The sequence below is a fragment of the Streptomyces sp. NPDC046915 genome, from assembly GCF_040644935.1.
Lineage (GTDB): Bacteria > Actinomycetota > Actinomycetes > Streptomycetales > Streptomycetaceae > Streptomyces.
The window spans coordinates 263676-287866 of the sequence record NZ_JBEYXB010000009.1; the positions used below are offsets into that span (position 1 = coordinate 263676).

At 71.9% G+C, this 24191-nt stretch carries 17 protein-coding genes; 4 read left to right on the top strand and 13 right to left on the bottom strand.

What is annotated here, in order from left to right:
- Positions 1-13 precede the first annotated feature (13 nt).
- On the bottom strand, positions 14-2551 hold the full coding sequence (locus ABZ915_RS24660; protein WP_361806981.1) for a Pls/PosA family non-ribosomal peptide synthetase: 2538 nt from the start codon (positions 2549-2551) through the stop codon (positions 14-16).
- 315 nt (positions 2552-2866) lie between these two features.
- Between ABZ915_RS24660 and ABZ915_RS24665 the strand changes: the two genes are divergently transcribed.
- Complete coding sequence (locus ABZ915_RS24665) at positions 2867-3667, top strand: maleylpyruvate isomerase family mycothiol-dependent enzyme (RefSeq protein WP_361806984.1); 801 nt, start codon at positions 2867-2869, stop codon at positions 3665-3667.
- A 66-nt stretch (positions 3668-3733) separates the two neighbouring features.
- Here the strand turns inward: ABZ915_RS24665 and pstB are convergent, their stop codons facing one another.
- The 5 genes from pstB to ABZ915_RS24690 all read right to left on the bottom strand — a co-directional run bounded on the left by pstB (position 3734) and on the right by ABZ915_RS24690 (position 11364).
- Positions 3734-4501 (bottom strand): phosphate ABC transporter ATP-binding protein PstB, encoded by a 768-nt coding sequence (gene pstB / locus ABZ915_RS24670; protein WP_361807404.1) that lies wholly within the window; start codon positions 4499-4501, stop codon positions 3734-3736.
- Between the two features lie 80 nt (positions 4502-4581).
- Positions 4582-6531, bottom strand: a complete 1950-nt coding sequence (gene pstA / locus ABZ915_RS24675) for a phosphate ABC transporter permease PstA (protein WP_361806987.1) — start codon at positions 6529-6531, stop codon at positions 4582-4584.
- A 1-nt stretch (position 6532) separates the two neighbouring features.
- Complete coding sequence (gene pstC, locus ABZ915_RS24680) at positions 6533-7510, bottom strand: phosphate ABC transporter permease subunit PstC (protein WP_361806990.1); 978 nt, start codon at positions 7508-7510, stop codon at positions 6533-6535.
- Between the two features lie 200 nt (positions 7511-7710).
- Positions 7711-10428, bottom strand: coding sequence for a SpoIIE family protein phosphatase (locus ABZ915_RS24685; protein ID WP_361806993.1), 2718 nt, complete (start codon positions 10426-10428; stop codon positions 7711-7713).
- 123 nt (positions 10429-10551) lie between these two features.
- Entirely contained in the window at positions 10552-11364 is an 813-nt protein-coding gene (locus tag ABZ915_RS24690) for a maleylpyruvate isomerase family mycothiol-dependent enzyme (RefSeq protein WP_361806996.1), read from the bottom strand.
- Between the two features lie 180 nt (positions 11365-11544).
- Here ABZ915_RS24690 and ABZ915_RS24695 point away from each other — a divergent pair, with 180 nt between their 5' ends.
- Positions 11545-12132 carry a sigma-70 family RNA polymerase sigma factor gene (locus ABZ915_RS24695; protein WP_361806999.1) on the top strand — a complete coding sequence of 196 codons (588 nt, stop codon included), beginning with the start codon at positions 11545-11547 and terminating at the stop codon, positions 12130-12132.
- On the top strand, positions 12122-12895 hold the full coding sequence (locus ABZ915_RS24700) for a zf-HC2 domain-containing protein (RefSeq protein ID WP_361807002.1): 774 nt from the start codon (positions 12122-12124) through the stop codon (positions 12893-12895). The genes ABZ915_RS24695 and ABZ915_RS24700 overlap by 11 nt, the downstream gene beginning before the upstream one ends.
- Before the next feature lie 14 nt (positions 12896-12909).
- On the opposite strand, the gene ABZ915_RS24705 is transcribed toward ABZ915_RS24700, so the two are convergent.
- From ABZ915_RS24705 to ABZ915_RS24715, 3 genes are all read right to left on the bottom strand, one after another.
- A complete protein-coding gene (locus tag ABZ915_RS24705; RefSeq protein WP_361807407.1) occupies positions 12910-13767 on the bottom strand; it encodes a serine hydrolase in 858 nt (285 codons plus the stop codon).
- A gap of 189 nt (positions 13768-13956) precedes the next feature.
- On the bottom strand, positions 13957-14415 hold the full coding sequence (locus ABZ915_RS24710) for a Fur family transcriptional regulator (protein WP_361807004.1): 459 nt from the start codon (positions 14413-14415) through the stop codon (positions 13957-13959).
- Complete coding sequence (locus ABZ915_RS24715; protein ID WP_361807007.1) at positions 14412-14870, bottom strand: ATP-binding protein; 459 nt, start codon at positions 14868-14870, stop codon at positions 14412-14414. Before ABZ915_RS24715 ends, ABZ915_RS24710 begins: the two co-directional genes overlap by 4 nt.
- 470 nt (positions 14871-15340) lie before the next feature.
- Here ABZ915_RS24715 and ABZ915_RS24720 point away from each other — a divergent pair, with 470 nt between their 5' ends.
- Positions 15341-16141, top strand: coding sequence for a CAP domain-containing protein (locus ABZ915_RS24720; protein WP_361807010.1), 801 nt, complete (start codon positions 15341-15343; stop codon positions 16139-16141).
- Here the strand turns inward: ABZ915_RS24720 and ABZ915_RS24725 are convergent.
- The 4 genes from ABZ915_RS24725 to ABZ915_RS24740 all read right to left on the bottom strand — a co-directional run bounded on the left by ABZ915_RS24725 (position 16108) and on the right by ABZ915_RS24740 (position 24180).
- Entirely contained in the window at positions 16108-17505 is a 1398-nt protein-coding gene (locus tag ABZ915_RS24725) for an alpha/beta hydrolase (protein ID WP_361807013.1), read from the bottom strand. The two genes, ABZ915_RS24720 and ABZ915_RS24725, sit on opposite strands and share 34 nt — an antisense overlap.
- A gap of 145 nt (positions 17506-17650) precedes the next feature.
- Positions 17651-20497, bottom strand: a complete 2847-nt coding sequence (locus ABZ915_RS24730; protein WP_361807016.1) for a type 2 lanthipeptide synthetase LanM family protein — start codon at positions 20495-20497, stop codon at positions 17651-17653.
- A gap of 100 nt (positions 20498-20597) precedes the next feature.
- The gene (locus ABZ915_RS24735; protein ID WP_361451186.1) at positions 20598-20798 is read right to left on the bottom strand and encodes a DUF6229 family protein; all 201 of its coding nucleotides are present in this window, start codon (positions 20796-20798) and stop codon (positions 20598-20600) included.
- 118 nt (positions 20799-20916) lie between these two features.
- Entirely contained in the window at positions 20917-24180 is a 3264-nt protein-coding gene (locus tag ABZ915_RS24740) for a family 78 glycoside hydrolase catalytic domain (RefSeq protein ID WP_361807019.1), read from the bottom strand.
- Positions 24181-24191: the final 11 nt, after the last annotated feature.

Here is a 24191-nt window from a genome sequence, read left to right on the forward strand (position 1 = left end):
CGCATGGCCTTCCTCAACTCAGCGTCGCCGCAGCGCCGCCCGCCGTAGACATTGCTGTTTCCGAGCCGCTGCCGCGGAACTGGCCGGAGGCATCCGGCAGGTCCGCGGCGGGGTTGCCGCCCCACTGGGCGTTCGGGGGGACTTCCTCGCCCTTCATCAGGAAGGAGTCGGTCGCCAGCACGGCGCCGTCGCCCATCGTCACGCCGTAGTGCACATGGGCGCCGACGCCGAGCGTGCAGCCGGCGCCGAGGGTGGTGCCGTCGGACTTGAAGGTGCCGTCCTCCTGCGAGTGGCACTGGATCTTGCTACCGGCGTTGAGGGTGCAGTCGTCGCCGATGGTGCTGAGCGTCCGCTCCGTCAGGTAGCAGCCGTCGTCGAACACCCTGCTGCCGATGCGCACCCCCAGCAGCCGCCAGACCAGCGGCTTGAACGGCGTCCCGTTGAAGATGTTCAGGTGCTCGTCCGGGACCTTCCACAGGCGCTCGTGCCGCCAGAAACGCGGGTCGTAGATGGAGAACAACTGGGGCCGCAGCGCGCGGAACGAGGTGATGCAGCGCTCCACGAGGATGTAGTAGAGGGTGGTCGACGCGAGCGTGAGTGCCAGATATCCGGCGATCACCACATGCCCGAGCACGCCGTACAGGCCGACGGAGGCGAGCGCGAGAAGCGTGAGCAGGAAGGTGTGCAGCCACCGCGCGAACAGCATGACGGCCATCGAGCGCAGGTTGTAGCGGTTCTTCGCGGCGAGGCACCGGCGCAGTGTGTCCCCGGTCCGCAGGTGGTCGAACCGCGCGTCGCGCTCCACCGACCGGGGGATCTCGAAGCAGGGGGAACCCAGGAGTCCCACCCCTTCGCGGATCTCTCCGTCGAGGGGCACCATCACCTTCGTGGCGAGGAGGCAGTTGTCGCCCGTCCTGCTGCCCGCGGGGTAGGCGATGTTGTTGCCGAGGAAGTTGTGTGCCCCGATCGACGCCCGGGACACCCGGAAGGACGTGCTGGAGAAGTCGGCGTTGAGGATCGAGAGCCCGTCGGCCACCATCGTGCCGCTGCCGACGGAGACCAGGAAGGGGCTCTCGTGCTGCACCTCGGTGCCGAAGTTGGACCCGGTCTGCTCGACGCGGGACAGGTCGTATCCGAGGCCGCGCAGGTAGTGGACGATGTAGGAGCTGTCGCCGAAGAGCCAGGCGAAGAACTTGACGTTGGTCATGCGGGCCGTCGCCCGGTGCGCCGCGTAGTGGAATCCGTAGAGCGGATAGACCCGGTCGGGTCTGACGGCCAGGCTCAGCAGCCGCGGCACGGTGTACAGCACGACGAGACCCACGACGACGAAGCCGAGGAACAGCGCGAGGGACAGCAGCAGCGCGTCGGTGATCAGGGCCGACGGCGCGAGGCCGTCCATGTCCGGAGCCAGTCGTCTGCCGATCGCCGGAACCCCGGTGAACAGCATGTACACCCCGCCGAAGGCCAGCGGCAGGTACAGGAAGAACAACTGGAGCAGGGTCAGGAGTCCGAACCAGGCCCGGCGCGGGGTGCCGCACCTCGCCGGCGCGACCCGCACATAGTCGGTCCGGGTGGGCTGTGCCGGGGTGCCGTGCCGGTGCTCGCCGTCCGGGACCGACTGGCCGCGGTACAGGGCCGAGGAGTGACCGATCTGCGCTCCGTCGCCCATCGACGTGTCGATGTCGATGACGGTCTTCTCGCCGACGAACACGTCGCGGCCGAGCGTGATCCGTCCGGTCTGGATGCGGCCCGCGTGTGCCCGGTAGCAGAGCAGGAACGCGTCCTTGCGGATCACCGTTCCGGACCCGATCGTCAGCAGGTCGGTGCAGACCGGTACGGAGCGGGAGAGGATCGTGACCCCCTTGCCGATGCGCGCGCCGAGTGCCCGGAGGTAGAGAACGTACAGCGGATTTCCGACGAAGAAGACCATCGGATTGGCATGGAGGAGCACTTTTACGAGCCAGAACCGTAGATAGGAGAGACCCCAGACGGGGAACTCGCCGGGTTTCCAGCGGCCGACGAGCAGCCATTTGGCGATGACCGGGAAAAGGCACATGGCCACGAAGACTGCGCCCCCGAAGAGAAGCGACCTCAGGTAAATCACTGCCAGACCTGATCCGGTGGCGATCCACTCGTATCCCCGGGAGGTGACCAGGCCCGCCACAAAGGAGTAGGCCAGGAAGGCCAGCAATTGGCAGGTGCCACAGAGGAAATGGTGCAGCCGGCTCGTCGGCCGGCTCGTCGGGCCGCCCGTCGGCGTCACCGGCGCTTCGGCGGGTGCGGGAGGCACCGCCGCGAGAGCCACCGACAGGCTGCGGATCGTGGGATGCCGGTATATGTCCTTCATCGACGCGGACGGCAGGTCCGGTATTTTCCTGATCCTTGCGCAGAACTGGGCCATGACCAGGGAGTTGGCGCCGAGGTCGGTGAAGAAGTGACTGTCGACCGGAATGCGCTCGAGGGACGCGACGTCGGCGAGTACCTCCGCGAGTCTTCTTTCCGTTTCGGTCGCTGGTCCGGATATGGGAACCTCGGAGGACTGCTCCACCATTCGACCTCCTGGATCGCGAACCGTGGATCTCAGTTTGTGTCGGCCCGCGTCGGGCTGCCACTCCGCATGGATCGCCGTGGCGGCGACGAGCGTTCGACGGGCCTGTCCGCCTTGGTTTCCCGCGCCATTCGGCCTGAGAAGGAGATCACCCGAATGGCCGGAGTCCGGCCGTGGACCCCCTGGAGGTACGACACCCGTGAGGGCTTGTCGGGCATGCCCGGGTCTGGTTGGGTGCGACGTCACGTGCGCGAGAGACGCGCCAGGCGGAAGGGGCGCGGTGTGCGTACGACGGCTCGGCAGGACAGGAGAGGGCCTTTGCCCGAAGGGCTCGGGCAGGCGATCGTCGAGACCGCCGGTGACATAGCCGCTCTGCTGCGCGCGGTGCCCGACACTTCGGCTCCCGTACCCGGATCGCGGTGGTCGGTCGGCGAGGCGGCCGCCCATCTGGCGCTGGCCAACGAGCTGATGGCCGACCTCGCGTCCGGACGGGAACGCCCGTACGGCGACGGCACACCCGGGAGTCTGGCCGCGGCCAACGCGCGTGCGCTGGCCGGGTTCGGGGAGCGCCGGGCGGAGCCGCTGGCGACGATGATCAGCGAGCAGGCCGGCCTGTTCCTGGAGGCCGTGGGGCAGGCCGCGTCCCACGGGCCGGCCGAGAACCCGACACCCCTCACCCCACTCGGCCCCATGGACCCGGCGGTACTCGGGTCATACCTGCTGACGCACATGCTGGGCCACGGTTACGACCTCGCTCGGGCAGCGCACCGCAGGCACATGCTCGACCGCGACCGCGTGATGCTCTGCATGCCGTTCATGCTCTCGGTCATGCCGCGCGTCGCCGACCCGGCGGCCACCGCCGGCCTCACGGCCCGGTACGCCATCCGGCTACGGAACGGCGCGGCGTTCGGCGTCGTCCTGGCCGACGGCGCCGTGAACGTGACCCCGGGGCCACCGGACCGTCCGGACTGCACCATCCTGCTCGAGCCCGTCACCTTCCTCCTGATCGCCTTGGGCCGCCGCAACCCGTGGCGGGCCATCGCGCGGGGACAGGTCGTCGCCTGGGGCCGCAGACCATGGCTCGCGCCGCGCTTCCCGACCCTGTTCACCGCACCCTGACACGCACCGCGGGGCAGGCGCCGCCACGTGGCAGGGCCGCGCCGAGGCCTCCGCCGTCAGGTGGCGTCAGCCGAAGCGGCCCGCCACGTAGTCCGCGGTCCGCTGGTCCTTCGGGGAGTCGAAGACGTCCTCGGTGGCGCCGTGCTCGACGATGCCGCCGGGGGTGCCCTGTTCGGCGAGGAAGAAGGCGCACTGCCGGGAGACGCGGGCGGCCTGCTGCATGTTGTGGGTGACGATCACGATGGTCACCTCGCCGGCGAGTTCATGGATCGTCTCCTCGACGCGGCGGGTGGAGGTCGGGTCGAGCGCGGAGCACGGCTCGTCCATGAGCAGGACGCGGGGGCGTACGGCCAGCGCGCGGGCGATGCACAGGCGCTGCTGCTGGCCGCCGGAGAGCGCGCCGCCCGGTTGGCGGAGCCGGTCGCGGACCTCCTTCCACAGGCCGGCGCGGCTCAGTGACTCCTCCACCAGTTCGTCCTTCTCGCGGCGGCCGGCGCGGACGCCCGTCAGCTTCAGGCCCGCCACCACGTTGTCGTAGATCGACATCGCGGGGAACGGGTTGGGCTTCTGGAACACCATGCCGATGCTGCGGCGGGCGTCCGTCAGGCGCCGCTCGGGGGCGTAGACGTCCTCGCCCTCGAAGAGGACCTCGCCGCCGAAGGCCGCACCGGGAATGAGCTCGTGCATGCGGTTCAGGGTGCGCAGGAAGGTGGACTTGCCGCAGCCGGAGGGGCCGATGAGCGCCGTCACCTGGCCCGCGGGCATCGTCAGCGAGACCCGGCTGAGCACCTGGTGGCTGCCGAACCAGGCCGAGACCGCGCGCGCCTCCAGCATGGCGGGGGCGGCGTCCGAGGGTGCGGCTACGGGGAGTACGGCGGTGTCGGTCATGGTGGGCCACCTCTGGTCGGGGTCGGTCACAGCAGGTTGGGCAGCAGTTCGGTGGTGCGGGTGGCGACCTGGAGGCCCAGCACCGCGACGACCGGGGCGAAGACGATCCATGTCTGGTGGCGGCCCCAGCGGTGCCAGGTCCACACGGCGGCCACGGCCGCGAGCAGCAGCGCCTGAAGCCACATCACCAGCGGCCAGGGCATCCCGGAGGGGCGGGCCATGGGCTGTTCGGCCTCCGGCAGCGTGCCGGAGCGGATGACGGCCGCCGGGGTCCGGAAGGCCGCGGAGACCAGATCGGCGTCGACGCGCAGGACGCCGGCCGGTGCGAAACGCGGGCCCGCGGCGGTGACCAGCACCAGGCGGCCCTTGCCCGGGGCCAGGGTCGCGGGCGCCGGGTCACCGGCCCGTCGTACGTCGAGGACCTGGTACTCGGCCTTGCCCTGGCCGGTGATCACCGTGAAGGTGTCGCCCTCGGCGAGATCGGCCAGATGACCGAACGGGCCGCCGTACGCGGCCGCGCGGCCCATCAGCACGCTGGTGCCGGCCTGTCCGGGCATCGGGGTGTCCCGGCCGTGACCGGGACCGTCGGTCAGGACGGTTGAGTCGGTGCCCTCGAACACGACCTGGCTCAGGCCCAGTTCGGGTATGCCGAGCAGCGCGACCGGGGTGCCGGGCGCCAGCAGTCTGCCCTGCTGGTCGGTCTGGGACACCGGGGCCGTGCCCAGGGCGAGCCGGTTGCGCAGGTCGTCGAACGCGGCGTGCTGCGCGTTGTGCTGCTGGACGCCGCTGAACACCAGCAGCTGGGCGGTGATGCCGAGCAGCAGGGCGGCGAGGCTGAGCAGGCCGCCGCGGGGCGAGGTGGCGGACGGCGGTGACGCTCCGCGGGCGATGGCGAAGAGCACCAGCACCAGGGCCATCAGCACGGCCGCCGCGCCGAAGCCGCGGGCGATCATCGCGGGCTCGGGCGACTTGACGAAGTTGAAGACGGCGAGCGGCAACGACACCATCAGTCCGCTCGTCGGGTCGGCGTTGAGCGCCGCCGTGTAACCCGCGGTGAGCAGCACGGGCGAGGTCTCGCCGATGCCGCGCGCGGTGCCGAGGATGACCGCGGTGGCGAGCCCGGAACGCGCGGTGGGCAGGACCACGTGCCACACGGTCCGCCAGCGCGGCGCGCCCAGCGCCTCCGCCGCCTCGGTCAGCGTGCCGGGCACCAGCCGCAGCACGACGTCCGCCGCGCGGATCACGATCGGCAGCATCATCACGCTGATCGCGAAGCCCGCCGCGAGGCCGGACTTCTGCATGCCGAGGCCCAGGATCCAGGTGGCGTACACCATCAGGCCGGCCACGATCGACGGCAGCGCGGTCATCGCCTCGACGATCGTCCGTACGAACCGGGAGAAGCGGCCCGGGATCTGGTTGAGGTACACCGCGCAGGCGAGCCCCAGCGGGACCGTGATCGCCAGCGCGATGGAGATCATGACGAGGGTGCCGAGCATCGCGTGGGCGATGCCCCCGTGGGTGAGCGGGTCGAGCGGGCCGGCCGCCTGCATGTCCTGGGTGAAGAAGTTGCCGTGCGGCAGCGCCTCGCGTCCCCGCCAGGCGGTGAAGCCGACGACCAGCGCGAGCGCGCAGAACAGCAGCGCGGCCGCCGTCCACAGCACGACGGTCATCACCCGGTCCCGTACGGCCTGCCCGTTCCCCTCCAGCCCGGTCAGCACCGCGTAGATGCCGAGGAAGGCGAGATAGGCCGTGACGAAGAAGCCCAACGGGCCGGAGAACGGGGCGAGTTCACCGAACAGCAGCACCGCCGCGCACAAGCCGGAGGCCGCCGCGCCGCACAGGGAGAGCACTCCGGAGCGGGTGGGCCCGCCGATGCGGCGCGGCGCGTCGGGCGGGTCGGCGGACGCGGTCGGTGCGGGCGCCGGGTCCGGCCCGGCCGGCACGGGCAGCGGAGCGGTGTCTTCCACGACGGTCATCTCATGCCTCGCTCTGCGCGCCGGACCGGGAACGGGCCACGATGGACGAGGCGGTGAAGTTGACCGCCAGGGTGAGCAGGAACAGCGCCAGGCCGGCCGCCATCAGTGCCGACATCCCGAAGCTGGAGGCGTCTCCGTAGTGCAGGGCGATCAGGGAGGAGACGGAGTTGGAGCCGGTCTGCAGGATGTGCGGCTGGATGACGAAGACCGGCGAGATGATCAGGTAGACCGCGATGGTCTCGCCGAGCGCCCGGCCCAGGCCCAGGCCCAGCATCGTGCCGCCGATGATGCCGCCCTTGCCGTACGGCAGTACGACCGCCCGGATCATGCCCCAGCGGGTGGCGCCGAGCGCGTACGCGCCCTCGCGTTCACCGGCCGGTGCCTGGGCGAACACCTCGCGCATCACCGAGCACTGGATCGGCGCGACCATGAGGGCGACGACGATGCCGGCGACGAAGGTCGAGGCGGTGTAGACGCTGTCGGAGGCCAGCGGCTCCCCGGGCTGCGTCCCGTCCACCTTCAGCAACGGGATCCAGCCGAACCAGTCGGACAGCCAGCGCGACAGTCCGATCACGTGCTGCTGGAGGAAGAACAGCCCCCACAGCCCGTAGACCACCGACGGCACGGCCGCCATCAGGTCGACCATCGTCACGAGGGTGCGGCGCAGCGGGCGTGGCGCCACGTCGGTGATGAACAGCGCGGTTCCCACGGCCAGTGGCACGGAGATCGTCACCGCCACGGCGGCGATCAGCAGAGTGCCGGTGAGCACGGCGGCGATGCCGAACCGGTGTACGTCCGGCTGCCATTCGGCCGTGGTGAGGAACGCGAAGCCCCTGACCTTGAGCGCCTGACCGGCCCTCAGCAGCAGGAACAGCCCGACGGCCGCCATGATCGCGAGGACCGCGACACCCGTGGCCGTCAACTGGAACCGGAAGATGCGGTCGCCCGCCCCTGGGGCCGCGTACGGCCTGCGGAGCACGGGTCTTTCGGGATCCGGTCCTGCGGACCCCTCGAGCGCGGACACCACGTGCGTCCCCCCAATAAGGAAATGACTCTCCCCGCACGGGCCCGACCGGGCGCCGTGCGGGGAGAGTCAATGGCCGAATCTTTTCGGCTCCACGCGTCACATATGGATGAAGAATGAACGGCTCATGCCATTTCGGTGGGGTAGATGTGGGGTCACGGCGCCTTGTTCAGGCCACACGGCCCGCCGCCGTCCTCGGTCTTCGGCAGTGCCTGTTCCGCCCAGATCACCTTGCCCTGGGGGGTGTACCGGGTGCCCCAGCGTTCGGTGAGCTGGGAGACCAGGAAGAGGCCGCGGCCGCCTTCGTCGGTCGTCGCGGCGTACCGCAGATGCGGTGAGGTGCTGCTGGCGTCGGCCACCTCACAGGTCAGGGTGCGGTCGTGGATCAGCCGGACGTGGATGGGTTCGCTGCCGTAGCGGATGGCGTTGGTGACGAGCTCGCTCAGGACGAGTTCCATGCCGAAGCCGAGCTCGGACAGGCCCCACTCGTCGAGCTTGTCGGCGGCCGCGAGGCGCACCTTGGCGACGGCGGCCGGATCGGGCGGCACGTCCCAGCCGGCGATCCGGTCGGGCGACAGCGCCCGGGTGCGGGCGATGAGGAGGGCGACGTCGTCCTGGGGCCGGTCGGGCAGCAGCTCGTCCAGCACGGCCTGGCAGCTCTCGTCCGGCGGCCGGTCGGGGTGGCCCGCCAGGGACTCGCGCAGCAGTTCCATGCCCACGTCCAGATCGCGGGTGCGGTCCTCGATGAGGCCGTCGGTGTAGAGCACGAGCTGGGAGCCCTCGGGGAGGTCGAACTCCGCCGTCTGGAACGGCATGCCGCCCAGGCCGAGCGGCGGTCCGGCCGGCAGGTCGGGGAAGGCGGCGCTGCCGTCCGGGAGGACCAGCACGGGTGCCAGGTGCCCGGCTCGGGCCATGGCGCAGCGGCGCGTCACCGGGTCGTAGATCGCGTACAGGCAGGTCGCGCCCACGACGGCCGCGGGAGTCTCGGGGCAGGTCTCGTTCTGGTCGATACGGCCGACGAGGTCGTCCAGATGGCCCAGCAGCTCGTCGGGCGGCAGGTCGAGCGTGGAGAAGTTGTGCACCGCGGTGCGCAGTCGTCCCATCGTGGCGGCGGCGTGCAGGCCGTGGCCGACGACGTCACCGACCACCAAGGCCACGCGGCTGCCGGGCAGGGGTATCACGTCGAACCAGTCGCCGCTCACGCCCGACTGGGCGGGGAGGTAGCGGTAGCCGACCTCGAGGGCGCTCTGCTCGGGCAGGGCCCGCGGCAGCAGGCTCCGCTGGAGGGTGACGGCCAAAGCGTGCTCACGTGAGTAGCGGCGGGCGTTGTCGATGCTGATGGCGGCACGGGCGACCAGTTCCTCCGCCAGCGACAGCTCCTCCTCGTCGAAGGGACCGTGCTCCTTGGACCGCCAGAAATTGGCCACGCCCAGCACGATGCCACGAGCTCGGATGGGGGCCGCGATGAGGGAGTGGATGCCGTAGTCCACGATGCCCTCGGCCCGCTCCGGGTCCTGCGCGCGCCAGCCGGTGGCGGTGGACAGGTCGGTGACCAGTTCGGAGCGGCCGGTGCCGTAGCCGCGGGCCTGCGGCGTGGAGGGCAGGAAGTCGATCAGCCGGTCCTTCTCGTAGAGGGGGTGGTCGTCCCGGATGCCGGACACGGCGATACGTCGCATGCCGGTCGCCGTGGTGGCGGGCTCCTCCCCGTGCAGCACGGCGTCGGCCACGTCCACGGTGACGAAGTCGGCGAAGCGCGGGACGGCGACCCGGGCGAGTTCGTCGGCCGTCCGGACCACGTCCAGGGTGGTGCCGATGCCCAGTCCGGCGTCGTACAGCAGCTTGAGCCGGTCCCGGGCGACCTGGGCCCTGCCGGACACGGCCTGCAACTCGGTGGAGTCGCGCAGGGTGACCACGGTTCCCTTGGGGCCTCCGCCGCGGTCCGTGGGCCGCTGGTTGACCGCCAGCAGCCGGGGCCCGGCGAAGTGGACCTCGTCGGTGGCCTCGCGGCCCGAGACGAGGAGCAGGACCATTTCGGCTTCCAGGCTCGACAGCTCGGCCACCCGCTTGCCCTCGGCGTCCACGGGCAGTGCCAGAAGGCGTCTGGCCTCGTCGTTCGCGAGCAGCAGCACCCCGTTGCCATCGATGATCAGCACGCCTTCGCGGACGGAGTGCAGCACGGCGTCGTGGTGCTCGTACATGCGGGTCATCTCGTTCGGGGCCAGGCTGTGGGTCTGGCGGCGCAGCCGCCTGCCTGCCAGAGCCGTCACGCAAGTCGCCGCTCCGAGCGCGCCTCCTCCGGCGGCCAGGATGATCGGTATCTGCCGGTCCACCTGGTTGGTGACGTTCTTGACCTTCAGCCCGGCGGAGACGAGGGCCACCACTTTGCCGCGGGTGTCCTTGATGGGAACGGTGGCCTGCACCTCATGCCCCAGCGGGCCGTGGACGCTCTCCGTGTAGACCTTCCCGGCCAGCGACGGCCCGATGGTGCCCACGAACCGTTTACCGATCTTGCTCGGCATGGGGTGGGTGTAGCGGATGCCGTGGGTGTCCATGACGACGACGAAGTCGACGCCCGCGGACCTGCGCCCCGCCTCGGTCAGCGGCTGGAGCACCTTCGACGGAGCGGGGGTGCGCAGCGCGGTCAGGATGCCCGGGGAGTGGGCGAAGGTCTGCGCGACGGCTATGGAACGGCGCTTGGCTTCGGCGTTGGTGTCCCGTCGCGACTGCAGGAAAAGAGAGAAGACAGCGAAGACCACGAGCAGCACCACCAGTGCCACCTGCAGGATGAACACCTGCCCCGCGACGCTCCGCGGGCTCTTTCCCGACAGTGGTCGCAGCGATATTCGCCTAAGCCGGGCAAATCGGTCTCGCATTCGGCCTTTCTAGCACTGCTTGTCCCGAATCGTCACCACCCTGCCCAAAGAGCGCTGGTCACCACTGTCTCTGCTGTCACATGGGTCACATCAGTCACGGCGGACCACTGTCCGCGGGCGCGGTCAGAAGGCCGTGTGCGCGAACCACGAATCGAGTGCCGCGACCTCTCCCGAGACCTCGAAGACCGCCTCCCGGTACGACCGGCGCCCGTAGAGCAGCAGCAGGAGGAGGGCGGCCGGCCCGCCCACCGTCACGTTCGGCGCGGATTCCGTGGTGCCGCCTTCCACGCGCGGCAGCAGGCGGAATCCGTCCGGATCCAGCCGCACCCGCCACTCCTCACCGGCCCCGTCGACGGAATCCGTGGTCCGGAAGGCGATGATCTCGCCGTTGCCGCGCAGTTTCGCCACGTCGGGGGCGAAGAGGCCCGCGTAGGGCAGGTTGACGAGGAACTCGTCCACCCCGTCCGCCGCCAGGACGGGATCGATGTCCGGCTCACGGCCGACGGCACGCTCGGCGTCCACCCGGTGCACCAGCGTCTCGAACAGCATCCGCCGGGCCCAGAACCGGGCATGCTGGTCCTCGCCCCACGCCCACATGGCCGCCTCGGGGTCCGTCGCCCGCAGTACGGCCGCCACCTGGGGTACGCCCGCCGCCACCCAGTCGGCATACTCCTGCGCGCGCTCGGGCAGCCCCAGCTCCACGTCCCGGCTGCGCGGGGGCTCCTGCACCAGCCGGGTCAGCAGCGCGGAGAACCAGCGCTGGAGCGATCCCACATGCCGCGAGAGCTCGGCCAGCGTCCAGTCGGGGCAGGACGGCACGGCGGTCGCGGGGTCCGCGCCCCTGGCCACCTCGGCGAAACGCAGCGTCTCCCGTTCGATCGCCTGCGGATAGATGTCGTACGGCAGCGGGTGTCCCGCCCGGCCCGTCGTCTCCATGTGCTGCCGCCCTTCGGTCCCCGGTACGAAATCCGTCGCGATCAGTGTGGCGGCTGGAGCGCACTCCAAGGCAAATCCGCCGGGTGCCTGCGAGCCTGACCGAGGGAGAATCGGAATATGCCCTTCCGATTCCGTGACGGCCGGGCAATCCCAGGGCTCGGATGGACCGTACATACTGATATGTCGAGATTTCGGTTCCCCGTGAGCCGCCTCCCGGACGAGGCTCTGCTGTCCGGGCTGGCCACGGGCGATCCGGAGCTCGCCGTCACGTTCGTGCGCCGGTTCCAGCACACGGTCTTCGGTGTCGCCATCGCCGTCGTCGGGGATCCGCAGCTCGCCGAGGACGTCGCCCAGCAGACGTTCGAGCGGGCGTGGCGCCATGCGCAGATCTACGACGCGCGTCGCGGTTCGGTGCGGACCTGGCTGACGGCCATCGCCCACAACCTGGCCATCGACGCCGTACGCTCGCGGCGGCCGGAGCCGGTGGCGCCCGAGGACCTCGAGGCGGTCCTCGGGGTCGTCAGCGAGACACCCGAGCGGCACGCGCTGGCCGACGAGGCGTCCTCCCTGCTGCGGGCCGCCGTGGCGGAGCTGCCGCCCGAACAGGGGCGAGCCCTGGTGATGGCGGGCATCTACGGCATGACCGCCCAGCAGGTCGCCGACTCGGAGAAGATCCCGCTGGGCACCGCCAAGACGCGCATCAGGTCGGCGATGGGCAAGCTGCGGACCACACTCGCGGCTCCGAAACGAGGCGACCATGTCGAGTGACGTGACCTGCGAAAAACTGCGGGAGATCGGCGCCGAACTGGCGCTCGGCGTGCTGCCCGGCCGGGAACGGGCCGGCGCGGTCGCCCATCTGGACGAGTGCGCGGAGTGCCGGGAGTACATCGAGCAGCTGACCCTCGTGGGTGACGGGCTGATCGGACTGCTGCCCGGCAACGAGCCGCCGGTCGGGTTCGAGACCAGGGTGGCGCAGGCCCTCACGCAGGGGGCGCCGGGTCGGGAAGGGCGTTCGCACGCCCGCGAGCCCTCCGTGCCACCCCAGCGCCGACGCGGCGGGGTACGGCTGCGGATCGCCTCCGCCACCGCCGCGCTCGTCGTCGCCATAGGGTTCGGCGGCTGGGCGGTCGGTACGGCGATCGAGGACGTCGCGGCCGGCCCGTCCGCCACCTCCCCCGGCAGCGGCACGGAGATGCTGTCCGGAGACCTCACCTCGACCGCCGGCCGGAAACCGGTCGGTGAGGTCTATGCGCACGCCGATCCGCAAGGCTGGATCTACATGACCATCGACCTCGCCGGTGCCGGGAAGCCCTACAGCGGCAAGGTCTTCTGCCTGCTGGTCCACAGCGACGGCAGCACGGTTCCCGTAGGCGCCATGACCCTGCGCGGAGGAAAGGGCTCCTGGGGCAGCCCCGCCTCCGTCGATCCCAAGGCACTCACCGGCGCGCGGGTGACGGCGTCCGACGGCACCGTGCTCGCCACGGCCCACCTGGGCGCGTCCGGCCAGGCCGCTCCGGCGTGGTTGACGTAGGTGCGCGACGCGGACTAGCGGGCGGCTGCCGAGGAGACGGCCGCCCTGGCCGCGCGTTCCACCAGGGAGACACCGCCCCCCATCGTCGTGCTCCCGTCCGAGAGGACCGCGACGAGGTAGTGGTGCCCGCCCGCGGTGATCTCTCCGACGCTGTTGACGTCCCACCGCTTGGTGGCGGTGCGCTTCAGCCAGCCGTTCTTCAGCGCCCATCCGGAGTCGGCGGCAGCCGAGACGCCCCAGGCCTGCTCGCCGGCGATACGAGTCATCAGCGTGCGGATGCAGGCGCGGGACGCCGCGTCCAGCGCCGGGGAAGCGCCGCCTGCGCGGGGGCCGGCGTCGAAGATGTCGCCCAGCAGCCGTATCTGGTCGCTCGCGGTCGTCCGGGTCAGCCCCCAGTCGGTGCCGGAACCGCCCTTCGTCGAGGTCAGTCCCAGCCGCTTGTTCGCGGCGTCCAGACCGGGCGCCAGGCCGATGCGCCGCCACAGCGCGCTCGCCGCGTCGTTGTCGCTGTGCTCGATCATCACTTCCGCACGGGCGCGGTCCTGCGCGGTGAGACTACGGCCGGCGTCCTGGGCCTGGAGCAGCGCCGCGGCAAGGATGTCGACCTTCACGATGCTGGCGGTGTCGAAAGGGGTGTCGTCGCCGTACACGGCGGGCTCGCGGCCGGAGTCGTCGAGGTCGAGAGCCGCGGCCGACACCCGTTCCTTCCCCTGCGGCCGCACCCGATCGAGGAACGCGGCCGTCGCCGCGTCCGACCCCGCGGTGGCGGCGCCGGGCCGCGCGGCCGCCGGGGCGGCCGCTGCCGGTACCGGGTCCACCGCCCCGGCCGCCAGGAGCCCCGCCACCGAGGTCGCGACGGCGCCGGCCCACATCGCGGCACGCCTGTGCGGCAGGAGGCAGGGGCGGTACGGCATCGGCAGGACCTCGGCAAGTTCGCGGGACAGCGGCACAGACCCGCGAAACCTAAACAAATTGCCTGCCGCGCGACGTGACCGTCGCCACGAAAAGCCCGTTTTGCAGCGAACTGTGAAGGGTTTCACAGCTCGGCCGAGGGGAGTCGATCAGGGGGCCGTGGTCGCGCCCCGGCAGTCGGGACACAGGCCCCAGAACGTCACGGCGGCCTCCTGGGTGTCGTACTCGTCCGGCAGCAGCGGCTCCATGCAGGGAGCCGCACCCACCGTGCACTCCACGTCACGGATGGCGCCGCAGGCGCGGCACACGAAGTGGTGGTGATTGTCGTGGCGCTCGATCTCGTAACGGGCCGGGTGACCCGGGATCTGAGTGCACCGGACCAGACCGGCGTCCGTGAGCGCGCGCAGCACGTTGTAGGCGGCCTGGAGCGACAGACGGCCGGTGATCCGCCGGGCACGTTCACGCAGAGTGTCGGCGTCGAGGTGGCCGGGCGATTCGTGGACGGCGGTCAGCATGGCCATGCGCGGGGCGGTGACCCGCATGCCCGCCGTGCGCAGCCGTGCGGCGGCCAGTGCCATGGGCTCGTCGGCGGTGGAGGTGGCCGTCATGCCGCCGCCAGATCCGCGGACAGCTCGAACCACACGCTCTTGCCCACGGGCCCGTACGTCCAGCCCCATCGCACGGCCAGTGCGTCGACCAGCGCGAGTCCGCGGCCGGACTCGTCCTCGAGGTCCGCCTCGCGCGGACGGGGCGGCACCGAGGAGCCGTCACTCACCAGACAGCGCACATCGGCCACCCACTCGAGAGTGAGGCTCATCGGGCCGTCGGCATGCCGCAGCGCATTGCCCACCAGCTCGCTGACCAGCAGCTCGGCGGTCGGGACGAGGCCGGTGAGACCCCATCGGGACAGTACGTCGCGGACGGCGGCCCTGGCTCGAGCGCACGCGGTCGGCGACCACGGCAGGGTCCATGGTCCGCCGACGAACGATTCCAGGCCGCTCCCGGACAGCGGCGCACCGAGCGTCACGCTCTGGTGGGGGTCTCGGGGGACAGTGCGGTCCATGGGGTGGTGCCTTCGCGGGACGGGTGCAATCTCACTTGAAACCGTACGCCTCTTCTGGAGTCGGTCAAGTGTGTGGATTGCATCATCTTTCTGGATCCATACATGTTCGGAACACGCGGTTCCGTGACAACCGTCACGCCGGGCCCACGACCTCGCCGTGCCGGTTAGTAGCAGCCGCTCCGGTGACATAGGAGACTTGTCCGTCTTGGTGCGGACACGTCTCGCGTGCGGCTCGAAGGCATTCCGCCCGTTCAGGGGTTCTCGCCCGTTCGCGACACTCAAAGGCTGCTGACGGAGCATCAGCGCTCCCCGTCACCGCGGCGGCACGACCAGCACGCCCCCACTCCCCTGGCAAGGGCCGCGAAAGCCTACGAAGCCGGGTAGTACCAAGAGCCCTTTGCGCTCTCTGTGCGGCCCTCCCAAGAATGACGACCCGCAGGACGTCGTCGCAGTTCAGGGCAGGTCACGCAATGGGAAAGCACAGCAAGAAGCAGTACTACCGCCGGATAGCCGTCGCCGCCGCCGTCGTGGGAGCCGTGGGCGTGCCGTCCGTCGCCATGGCCTGTGCCGACTGGGGAGCCGGCGGCGGAGATCAGGCCCACGGCACCGCGACGAACACGGCCGCGGAGTGGCGGGGCAACACCGACCGGGACCTCCAGTGGTACCGCCACTGGAGGCACCGCTGGGACGGCGCCACGGACAGCGCTCCCACCGCGTCACCGGCGTCGAAGGCCCCGACCGCCGCCCCGAGCACTGCGCGGACCACCGCGCCGAAGCACCGGACCGGCACCGCACCCGGCACGCCGAAGACCACCACCCCCAGCCCCAGGGCCACCGCCCCCGCCGCCAAGACCCCCTCGGCGCCGAGCATCCCGAAGCCGACGGCCACGGCCTCCGGGGTCGCCGCCCGCGTCATCCAGCTCGTCAACGCGGAGCGCGCCAAGGTGGGGTGCTCGGCCCTCACCTCGAACGCGACCCTGGCCAAGGCCGCCCAGGCGCACAGCGCGGACATGGCGGCCCACCAGAACATGTCGCACACCGGGTCCGACGGATCGTCCCCGGGCGACCGGATCACCAGGGCCGGCTACAGCTGGAGCGCCTACGGCGAGAACGTCGCCTACGGCTACTCCACCCCCGAGCAGGTCATGGCGGGCTGGATGTCCAGCCCCGGCCACCGGGCGAACATCCTCAACTGTTCCTTCAAGCAGATCGGCGTGGGTCTCGCACAGCCCGGCTCCTACTGGACCCAGGACTTCGGCACGCCCCGGTAGGGCTGGGACCCGGTGACGGTCAGGGTCGCCGGCCGGTAGGGGACGTAGGCCGCTCCGTCCAGGCCGAGCGCGGTGGCCGACCGCTGGAGGGCGGCCGGGCCGGCGGCGGCCCAGCTGCCCGAGGCGACGCGGTGTTCGAGGGCGTGGAGGGCGGCGACCGTCTCGGCGGTGGTGAAGGTGCAGTGGCCCTGGCGCTCGACGTAGGCCTGGCGCAGCAGCGCGCCCCGGCCGGCCGCGTGGACGCGGTCGGCGAACCGGCGCTCCTGCTCGACCGGGACGAGGTTGTCGGCGGTGGTGTGCACGTCCAGCAGGGGTACGGCGAGTCCCTGCCCCGCGGATGAGGTGCGCTCGGCGGTGCGGACGGCGTCCGGGTCGGCGGTGATGCGGGCGCCCGAGGTCAGGGCCTTCAGGTCGGCGCGCAGGTCGAGTCCGGCCGCCCGGTACAGGGCACGGACCTGCGGGGCGTGGACGGATCCGGCGAGGAGGCGGGCGTAGTCGACACCCCGGTTCCAGGAGTTGTCGCCGCCGACCGACTGCTCGACCGCGTACCGGCCGCCCTCGACGAAGGACAGGATGCCGCTCGCGAACCAGGCGTACTGCTGCTCCTGCTGGCCCGCCCAGTCGGTCGGCGCGGGGGCGGTCCGGCCCGGGGCCCACGCCGGCAGGTTGAGGAAAGCGGCGGCCAGCGCGATGCGGGCGCGGCCCCGCGGTGTGGCCTGTGCGGCGGTGACGGCCGCGGTGAGCTGCTGGGCGGTGGCGGCGGCCTCGTCGGCGGAGCCGAACCGGACGAGCTTGACGTCCTGTTCGGGCAGGAGCAGCCGGGCGAGGGTGTACTCGGCGTCGAGTTGGTAGTTGTCCAGGTCGGTGCCGCCGGCCACCAGCCCGCACAGGCCCAGCGCGCCGTCGACGCGGCCGGCGCCGTCGCGGGCGATCCGGGCGTTGACCAGCCCGCCCATGGAGGTGCCGACGGACAGGGTGCGGCTCGGTGTGCCGATCCGCGCGGTGACCGCGTCGAGGGTGGCGAACTGGTCCCGTTCCGCACTGGCCAGGGCCCACATCGAGCCGTTCGGGTCGTAGGAGGAGCCGGCCAGTGCGTATCCCTGGGCGAGGAGTTCGTCGCGTACGGCGTCGGTGGGCGCGTCGCGGGCGACGAGCGGGCCGAAGCCGTGGCTGAACAGCAGCAGGGTGCCGTTCCAGCCGGCGGGGACGTCCGCGATCCAGGTGCCTCCGTCGGCGAGGGTGCCGGTGAGATGGCCGGAGGCCGCGGTCCGGGCCTGCACCGCCGCCGGGGCGGAGCCGGCTGTCAGGGCGGTGACCGCGGCTGTGGCGAGGGCGACGAGGGAGAGACGCAGGCGGGTGCGCATGACGGCGGCTCCTGTGGGAGTGGGGGCGGGAGCGTGTCGTACCGATGCCCTGTGGCAGTTGCTCGGTGGCAGATGCTCAGTGCACTGAACGCCACGGAATCTAGGGCAGTTTTCTTGCAGCCGTCAATCATGTGCACAGTATTGGTCAGTCGAGCACGAGGGGATTGGGCAGCGTGGCTCCGGGATGCATGCGCAGCAGGGTGTGGAGGACTCCCGCCAGGCCGGACATGAGGCTCGGGGAGAAGGCTTCGCGGGCGAGGCCGCCGACGGGACCGCGTTGTTCGAGGCCGGTGAGGATCTCGCCGTCGAGCGCCGACGGGTCGCCGAACTCCATGGACGTGAGGAACTCCCAGAGGCCGAGGTCGCCGTGGCACAGGGTGTGGCTCCAGCCGAAGCCCTCGGCGGCGCAGGCGCGTGCGGCGCGGTGGGCCATGTCGAGGTGGGCCGGATCGCCCGTGCGCCGGTGGAGGTCGAGCATGCCGATGCCGACCCCCGCGCTGCCGTGGCACCAGCTGGTGAAGAAGTCCTCCTCGGCGCCGACGCGGACGTCGAGCCAGTTGCCGTGCCCGGGTCGGTAGAGCGACTCCTGGTAGGCGAAGGCCCGCTCGCCGAGGTGCGTCCAGTCGCGCCGTTCGGCCGGGGAGCCCGCGTCGCCGAGGGCGAGCCGGGTCAGCGCCCAGCCGATGCCGGTGGCGCCGTGGGCGAAGCCGCCGATGCCCTCGGGGTTGAGCCGGGTCGTCCAGCGGGCGCCGCTCGCGTCGACGGTGGCCAGCCCGGTGAGCCGGCGGCCGATGTGCGCGGCGGTGCCGAGCCACCGGTCGTGTCCGGTCGCCGCGGCCAGGTCCAGTAGGGGGACGATGCCGCCGGCCGCCCCGTTGAGGAGGTCCACCTCGATGTCGTCCTCGACCAGCCGGCCGCCCTCCGCGAGCAGCAGGGCCCGGTCGGCGGCCCGTTCCAGCAGCCAGTCCTCGCCGAGCACCCGGTGCAGCGCCAGCCACGTCCACACCTGGGAGGCGGCACCGCTGAACGCCCCGGCCGACGGTGTCGGCGTCCGGTCCTCGGTGGAGACCAGCACCCGCAGCGCGCCCTCGAAGGTCTCGGCGACTCCGGGCACGTCGTCCGCGCGTCCCGCCCGCACCTCGGTCACGTACTCCGCGAGGGTCAGCGCCACCCCGCCCTGGCCGGTGTAGAGGTCGGCGGGCAGCACCCTGATGGACCACCCCGCAGGCGTGAACACGGGGCTGATCCAGGTGACCGTGCCGTCCTCGCCGCGCACGGCCCCGTCGCACAGCCGCCGCACCATCTGGGCGGCCAGGTCGCGGCGCCGCCGCTCCCGGTCACGGGCGTGCGGTTCGCGGGCGGCGGCCTGCACCCGCTGGGGCAGCGAACGCTCGTTGAGGTACGCGCCCACCAGCGCGTCCTGGATCACCGACTCCTCCAGCGCCAGGTCGGCGGTGCGCCAGTCCTCGACGGTGGACCGTACGGCGGCCGCGTCCACGGTGAAGGTGAACATCGGTATGTCACCGATCAGCAGGTCCGCGATCTCGCCGTCGATGGCCGCACGGTCGGTCGGAGCGCCGGGCAGCACCTCGGCGTTGCGGCGCAGGATGTCCCGGGCCCGCTCGACGGCGGCCGCCTCGTCGTGCAACGACGCCGGGTGCCACAGCATCCGGCCGATGTCGACGTACGCCTGCGTCGGCCGCAGGATCCGCCGCGCCCGGGCACCCTCGAAGCGCCGCAGCAGCCGGTACGGATCCGTCCCGGGCCGGTGCAGATGCGCGGTCATCTCGCGGAACCCGGCCAGGATCCGGTCCCAGTACACGCTCAGCACCGGGGTGGGGCTGGGGTGGTTGTCCGTGGGCGGCATCGCCACCAGGTCCACCTGGAAGCGGGCCGCCGCGGTACCGGCGTCCGCGATCACCGGGTTCGGGATCAGGGGCTGCTGGCCGGGCAGCGCCCCGACACCGGAGATGTCCACCCCGCCGAGCGCGAATCCGGTGCCGCGCACGGGCAGTAGTCCGGTGCGCAGCACCGTGCGGCGGATGGCCGCCGCCGCCACGTCCACCGCGTCGCCCCGGCCGCTGGGCGGGAAGGGCGCGGGGGCGTCGAAGAGCGTCTCGGCGTCCACGATCACCGGCACCGGGCCCGCGGCGATCATGTTCTCGGCGTGCATGTCGGTGCCGCCGGTGAAGCGGAGCACGGCCAGCCAGTGCCCCATGTTGCGGTAGAAGGAGGCGAGTTCGGCGTCATCGGCGCAGTGGCGGTGGCGGACGAACTCGGCCCAGCCGTAGCCCTCGCGCGGCAGCGTCCGCGGCACCCGGATGCGTTCGTCGGGCGCCGGGGCGCCGGGGAAGCCGGCGTACAGCTCGTCCAGCAGTGCGCCCAGGGCCACATCCGTGTCGGACGGCCGGGGCTTGTACATGACGCTTCCGCCGGCGAAGTCGGCCCGGCTGACCGTCAGTCCGCCGCGGTGGGTGTCGCCCGCTCCGAACGCGACGGCACACAGCTGCCCCGCGGGCCCGTCCAGCAGCGGCCGCAGCAGCTCACGGTCCGCGGCGAGCCGTTGTGCGAAACCGGCCGTCGCCGCCACCGACAGCCGTGCCACCGACGCGATCCGCGTGGCCACGGTCGGGTACCGGCCGGCCAGCCGGTCGAGGTAGCCCTCCTCGGCGGCCTGCTCGATGAACTCGGCCCACGTCTCCGTGTCGGCCACGGCGTCCGCGCCTTCGGCGGCCCGCCCGCCGCCCGCCGCCATGTGCAGCGCGCGCAGTTCGATCAGGAACAGACGGGACAGTTTGGCGTGCAGCGACCTGAGCAGGGCACTGTGGCCGCCCTCCAGCACCGCCTCCCGCTCCGCCCGGCCCAGGGCGTCCACGGCGGCCAGCCGCCGGGCCAGCTCCTCCCGCCACGGGCGGGCGATGGCTCGTACGGGCCGGGAGAACCACTGCTCCTCGTCGCCCCTGCCCGGCTCCACTGGTACCGATCCGCTCACCGTCCACCCTCCCGATGCCAAAAAAGGAGCACGGGGAACCGCGCCGTGGTTCGGCACGCGGTCCCCCGCGCCTGTGCTCTTCTGAAGGTGCCTCAGGTGATCAGCAGCACCAGCTGCCGTGGGAGCCGCTCGGGCTGGAACAGAAGCCGTAGAGGGAGTCGCTCGGGTCGGTGAGTGCGGCCTCGGCCGCGGTGCCGCCGACGTAGAGGGGCCCGGCCGGGTTGGCCTGCCCGTACGCGCTCTCGGCGCCGGACAGCCAGGCGTCGAGCACGGCGGCGGTGGAAACTCTGGTCTGGGGCATGGATGGCCTCCAAACGAGGGGATTGGGACGGATTGCCCAGCCCTGAGTATCGCCGGATTCGAACGCTCGTCAGACGAACAATCCGGCCACAGTCGGGCGGTGCTGGTGCGGCGTACGGCTACCCGTGGGAGGCCTGCGGCATCGTCGAGTGGAACCTCCAGTGGCCGGAGCCCACCTCGTACACGGCTTCCGTGTCACCGCTGCGCAGGAGCCGCGCGCCCGCCGGCGCCTCGGCACGGCCGTCGGAGGCGGGGACGTGAACCTCCGCCGTGCTCCCGGCGGGCACGTCCACGGTCAGCCGGAACCGGTCGGCATGGCGTGTCCAGGCGGTGCGTGCGATGCCGTACGGGGTGCGGTAGGAGCCGGCTGCCGAGGTCATGTCGCCTTCCACCGCGGGATCGACGAGGAGTTCGGCGTACCCGACCGAGTCGGCCGTCTGCGCGAGACCGGCGACGCGGCCGGTGAACCAGGAGTCGATGGCGCCGAGCATGAAGTGGTTCTGCGACTGGCCCGGTCCGCCGTCCCAGGACTCGCCGAGCGTGGTGTTGCCCGCCCGCACCTGGTAGCCGTAGCTCGGACTGGTCGTCTGCGTGGCGATCTCGTGGACGATGTCGTCGCGGTCGGCGGCGGACAGCACCCGGAGGGCGGCGGGCAGGGAGATCTCGCCCAGCAGCAGGTGGTGGCCGGCGGCCTCGACGGCGGTGGTGAAGTGGGCGAGCAGCCGGTCCCTCTCCCCCGCCGGGTAGGCGCCCATGTCGAGGGCCAGCGCCTCGGCGCCCTGGCCGCCGCCGCCGAAGGTACCGGTCGTGGCGTCGTAGTACTTCGCGGCGAGGGCCCCGGCGCTCGCGTCGGCCTTCGCCCGGTACTCGTCGGCCGCCGGCCGGTCGCCGAGGACGCCGGCGATCCGGCTGAGACCGTCGACGACCCGCCAGTAGCCGTAGGTGCCGGCCACCGCCCGTGGGAAGGTGCGGTCGGGCGTGAACCAGTCGCCCAGGCCCTGGTCCAGGATGCCGCCGCTCACCTGGCGCTCCAGGTAGGCGGCGTACTGCCGCATGCGCGGGTAGTAGGTGCGCAGCGTGTCGCGGTCGCCGTAGGTGGTGTACAGCTGCCAGGGCACGAGCACGAACGCGCCGCCCCAGTTGGCGTCGTCGCGGTAGGCACCGGGCAGGCTGGTGTACTCCGGGACGGTGCTGGGGATCAGCCCGTCCTCGGTCTGCGCGTCGGCCATGTCCCCGACGATCTTGCGCAGTTGGGCCTGTATGTCGTAGTTGCCGGCGAGTGCGGGGAAGACCAGCTGGTCCTGTTCCAGCCAGCCCAGTTTCTCCCGGCTGGGGCAGTCGGTCAGGACACTCATCATGTTGCCCTCGATCGCCCGCCGGATCAGCGAGTGGATGCCGTCGACGAGCGGGTCGGAGCTGGTGAAGTCACCGGCCGAGGTGTTGTCCGTGTGCAGGACCCGGCCGCGTACGGAGACGGTGGCGCCGTCGGGGACACCTTTCAACTCCAGGTAGCGGAAGCCGTGGTAGCTGAACCGGGGGTGCCAGGTCTCGGTGCGGGCGCCGCGGGTGGTGTAGGCGTCCCACAGCGGGGCGCCGACGTTGCTGATGGACTGGAAGGCGTGGCCGTCCTTGAGGCTCTCCGCCGGGTAGGCGCGGATCTCGGTCCCGGCGGGGGCGCCGGCGGTGATCTCGGGCCAGCCGGCGATGTTGCGGCCGAGGTCGAAGACTCGGCTTCCGTCGGCGCCGTCGACCTCCTTGCCGGTGAGGGTCCCGACGACCCGGATCGGCTCGGTCTCGCGGGCGCTGAGCACCGCCGGTCGCTGTTCGGTGCCCGGTCCGGGTACCGCGACCGCCCGCTCCCAGCCGTGCCGGTCACCGCGCGGCTCGTCCCAGTGCGGGAGTTCCCGGCGCGCGTCGTAGTCCTCTCCGCCGTACCAGTTGGAGGAGGTGGTGGGTCCGAGGGTCACCCGCCAGTCCGCGCCGCTGGTGACGGTGCGGACGCTGCCGTCGGCCAGGGTGACCTCGAGCCGGGCGATCAGCTTGGGATCGCTGAGGTTGCCGTACAGCTTGCGGTAGCGGTCGGCGGTGCTGACGACATCGGACATGCCGTTGCCCAGGGCGACGCCGATGGTGTTGGCGCCCGTCCGCAGCCGGTCGGTCACGTCGTAGGTGGCGTACTGGACGCGTTCGGCGTAGTCGGTGTTGGCGGGTTCCAGCACGGCGTCGCCGACCGGGCGGCCGTTGAGGGTGGCGTCGTAGACACCGAGGCCGGCGATGTACAGCCGGGCGCTGCGGACCGCGCGGGGCAGGGTGAAGTCGTCGGCGAGCAGCGGCAGTCCGGCCGGCAGGTACGGCTCGGGGGGCGCCTGGCCGGTGACGTGGGTGAGCGAGGTGAACGGCCCCGTGGCGCCGTCCGCGCTCGACAGGGTGTAGTCGACGGGGAAGTCGGGCACGCGGCCGTCGTCGGTGAGGACGTCGGCGCGCGGGTACAGCGCCACCTGGTCGAAGGTCTTCGGTGTCCTGAGGTCGAGGGTGAGCGTGACCGGGGTGTCGCCGGCGTCGGGGCCGGAGTGCGCGGCACCGGAGTATCCGGCCGCGGTCTGGAGCGCGCTGTTGGGCAGGCCGTCGACGGCGAGGGCGGGTTCCCAGGTCTTGCGGATCGTCCTGGTCTCCGAGGCGGTGACCGCGGCGCCCCGGGCGAGGCCCGTGGTGGAGGTGACCGAGTCGCGGACGTCGATCTCGCCGAGCTCCACGCGCCAGGTGCGGGTGGGGAAGTCCTCGGCCAGCGGCAGACCGAGTTTCGTCACGTCCAGGCGCAGGTAACGGGCCGTGGTGCGGGGCACTTCGACGACGACCGGCTGGACGGTGCGCTTGCTCAACTGCCAGGCGGGGTGGGTGATCCAGTCCGCGTTCCAGTCCGACCGCTCGGTCAGGCCGGTCTCGAAGTCGGCGGTGTCGCTCCAGCCGGAGGCCTGGTCCGTGCGCCGCGACCAGAGCATGACCCGCCAGTAGACGCGCGTGCGCGAGCCCAGTGCCCTGCCCGCGTACGTCGTCTCGGGGACGGTCGAGCGGACCGTGCCGGAGTCCCACAGGTCGGGACGGCCGGCGCGGAGCCGCTCCGGGGAGGTGGCGGCCTGGACGCGGTAGGCGCCCTGGAGGACGTTCGCGGCGCGGGCGGTGGTCCGCCAGCTGAGGGCGGGGGTGGTGTCGTCGATGCCGAGGGCGTGGGTGAGGTGCTGGGTGCGCAGGCCGGCCGGGGAGATGGTGCCGGTGGTCGTGGCGTCGGCGCTCGCGGCGCCCGCCAGTACGGTCACGAAGGCGGTCAGCGCGGCGGGGAGGAGGAACCGGCGCCGCTTTCTGCCGGGGAGGCGAGAGAAAAGCATGATGCTCCGGG